Here is a 2,863-nt window from a genome sequence, read left to right as displayed (position 1 = left end):
CAAATTTATTAGTTTCTATCCGTAAATCTCGATTAATTTGACAGAATTCAAAAAATTGTTCATCTGTCATTTGTAAATTTGGAGGCATTTGTAAAATAATCGGATCATCAAGCATAATTTTTCCCTCCTAAAAATAATTAAGGATTAAGAATCCTGGTTAAAATCTTAATCCTCAATTAAATTACAACGTAAGCATTTCGTGCGGACTGCTGCGCAAACAGCTATTAGCGCTTCAGCGGTCAGCAATAAAAATCAAATAGGCTATTATTGTCAGTATTCAGCTCTTAGTTTTTTAATGAATAAAGCAAGCATTCGTTTAACTTCTATTACATTTTTAATCAGATAATGAACCACAAGAAGGATAAGTTTTAGTTCAATTCATACAATTCTATGGCGGGAAATGTAGATGTTTCTCAAGAGTTGATACCTGACTGCTGAATGCTGAATGCTTACATGATAACTTTACTTATTTGGTTGAGGGGTCATCCGCAAATATGACTTAACTTCTGTGTAACCTTTGGGGAATTTTTGTTTTAATTCTTCAGGGTCTTTTAAAGAAGGAACTATCACACAATCATCACCATCTTTCCAATTTACAGGAGTAGCAACTTGATAATTATCTGTTAGTTGCAAAGAATCAATTACTCTGAGAATTTCCTCAAAATTACGACCTGTACTAGCGGGATAAGTAATAGAAAGACGGAGTTTCTTTTCGGGGTCGATAATAAAAACAGTACGAATTGTCAGATTATTTAAAGAATTAGGATGAATCATATCGTACAAATCAGAAACCTTTTTATCCACATCTGCCAGAATAGGATAATTAACAGTTGTACTTTGGGTTTCATTAATATCTCCAATCCAACCCTTATGAGATTCTGCATCATCCACACTTAGGGCTAAAACCTTAGCACCTCTTTTGTCAAATTCTGGTTTGAGTTTGGCAACTGTACCTAGCTCTGTTGTGCAAACTGGCGTGTAATCAGCAGGATGGGAAAATAGCACTACCCAGCTATCTCCAGCCCACTCATAAAAGTTGATTTCCCCTTCAGAAGAATTTTGGGTAAAGTTGGGTACCGTGTCACCTAATCTAAGGGCCATAGCTTAACTTCCTATATTGTTTATAGTGAACAATTCTCTATGTTTTCATCCTATAATCATTTAAGCTTTTAACTTTATATAATCTTAAAAATTAGATTAAATTTAAAGTTATGTCATATGTTATGAATTAGTAACCATTGTGATGAATTATTAACCATGTTTCAATTTATTTATTTTGTAATTCATGCCATACAACCATTTTTGGTTCCTCTGTGTTTTGTCTTTGCTTGGGGATTGATAATTTTAACGTTCTGGAGTATAATCGGTGCCCTACTTGATTCAGTGCGTAGAGCGAAACAGATGCACAAAATTCCCTGTGCTAATTGTCTATTTTTTACTGGAGATTATCATCTTAAATGTCCTGTACAACCTAAAGTTGCTCTTTCAGAAAAAGCAATTAATTGTATTGACTATAGACCTAAATCTGTGAGTTGGTACGACCGGATTAATTCCTATTGAAGAAGTAAGAAGTAAGAAGTAAGAAGCAAGAAGGGGTAAATATTGAAAGAAAGGGAAAAACGATAGAGATAACTATCTCAAATCAATTATAACTGCTATTTTTAAGCATATCTAATCGAGATGCACTTTTTATAGCATTCTTTTTTGAAACTGATATTAGGCAATAGTTAGAAATAGTTTTGATGCTTGCTGCTTTTTGATTTGAGGTGTATAAACTTAATTTCAAAAAAAATCAACAGCCTATTCCTGCCCAATATCCACTAATACTTTTAATATTCCCTTCTTCTGAGCATGAACAAAAGCATCAATTCCTGCTTCTAGAGGATAATGAGCTTGGATTAATGGCTTGACATTAACCTTCTGTTGTGATAGTAGTTCCAATGCTGGTTTAAAAGGTCCGCAACGAGAACCAACTAAAGTAATTTCATCCACCACCAACGATGAAATATCCAAACTCAGATTCCCAGCATAAGTACTTTTGAGGACCAAAATACCACAAGGGCGAAGAGCACGACGAGCGATCGCAAATCCTTCTGGGTTGCCAGTACATTCCACTGCCACATCAAAAGCTCCTGTAGTAACCGCATCAGCAAACCCAGTTTTAATTCCCCGCTCCTCTAAATTTGCCAGTTTTTCCCGATGACGACCAATAACCAATAACTGACAATCAGTCAAAGCTAAAGTTTGTGCCACCAATTGTCCGAGTTTACCATCCCCCACAACTAAGACTTTATCTACTGGGCAAATTTGTATTTGTTGTTGAATTTCCAATGCTGCTGCCACTGGTTCGGTAAATGTAGCTTCATCGGTTGAGACATTTTCAGGTACCGGATGGAGATTTTTTACTGGCAAGGTAAGATATTCGGCAAAAGCTCCATTGCGGTTAACTATTCCCAAGACTGTCCGATTTTCACAGTGGGTAGGTTGGTTACTTAAGCAAAAGCGACAATAACCACAAGCAGCATTAATTTCTCCTACCACTCGTCGATTGAGTAAATTTTCGGGTCCTTGTTCGACCACACCGACAAATTCATGGCCTAAGATTCCTTTGTAAGGGTAGTAACCTCTGAGAAGTTCTAGGTCTGTATTGCAGATACCGGCACGCAAGACGCGGACAAGTGCTTCTCCTGCTGGGGGTTCGGGTGTAGGGAGGTCGCTGCGGAGTTGGAGTTGTTGATTTTCTAGCCAGATTCCTTTCATTATTTCTATTTTTTGAGTAGGTTTAGTTAATTTGATTTTAGGCCTTGAAGAAGGAGACAGGAGACAGGAGACAGGAGACAGGAGGAAAATTACATGGGGATTC

General features: G+C 36.8%; 3 protein-coding genes and 1 pseudogene. 1 reads left to right on the top strand and 3 read right to left on the bottom strand.

Annotation, left to right across the window (positions count from 1 at the left end):
• Positions 1–115 (bottom strand): annotated as a pseudogene (locus D5R40_RS40400) (Uma2 family endonuclease); the annotation flags it as partial.
• A 347-nt stretch (positions 116–462) separates the two neighbouring features.
• Positions 463–1,101, bottom strand: a complete 639-nt coding sequence (locus D5R40_RS31720; RefSeq protein WP_124147296.1) for a peroxiredoxin — start codon at positions 1,099–1,101, stop codon at positions 463–465.
• A 156-nt stretch (positions 1,102–1,257) separates the two neighbouring features.
• Here D5R40_RS31720 and D5R40_RS31715 point away from each other — a divergent pair, with 156 nt between their 5' ends.
• Entirely contained in the window at positions 1,258–1,560 is a 303-nt protein-coding gene (locus tag D5R40_RS31715; RefSeq protein WP_124147295.1) for a hypothetical protein, read from the top strand.
• A gap of 240 nt (positions 1,561–1,800) precedes the next feature.
• On the opposite strand, the gene D5R40_RS31710 is transcribed toward D5R40_RS31715, so the two are convergent.
• Complete coding sequence (locus D5R40_RS31710) at positions 1,801–2,760, bottom strand: MDR/zinc-dependent alcohol dehydrogenase-like family protein (RefSeq protein ID WP_124147294.1); 960 nt, start codon at positions 2,758–2,760, stop codon at positions 1,801–1,803.
• Positions 2,761–2,863: the final 103 nt, after the last annotated feature.

Source organism: Okeania hirsuta (assembly GCF_003838195.1).
Classification (GTDB): domain Bacteria; phylum Cyanobacteriota; class Cyanobacteriia; order Cyanobacteriales; family Microcoleaceae; genus Okeania; species Okeania hirsuta.
This window is presented reverse-complemented; position numbering and strand designations above follow the sequence as displayed.

Bases quoted from the DNA above. Each gene is read 5' to 3' on its own strand.
- D5R40_RS31715 (WP_124147295.1), top strand. From the start codon at position 1,258: ATGTTTCAATTTATTTATTTTGTAATTCATGCCATACAACCATTTTTG.
- D5R40_RS31710 (WP_124147294.1), bottom strand. From the start codon at position 2,760: ATGAAAGGAATCTGGCTAGAAAATCAACAACTCCAACTCCGCAGCGAC.
- D5R40_RS31720 (WP_124147296.1), bottom strand. From the start codon at position 1,101: ATGGCCCTTAGATTAGGTGACACGGTACCCAACTTTACCCAAAATTCT.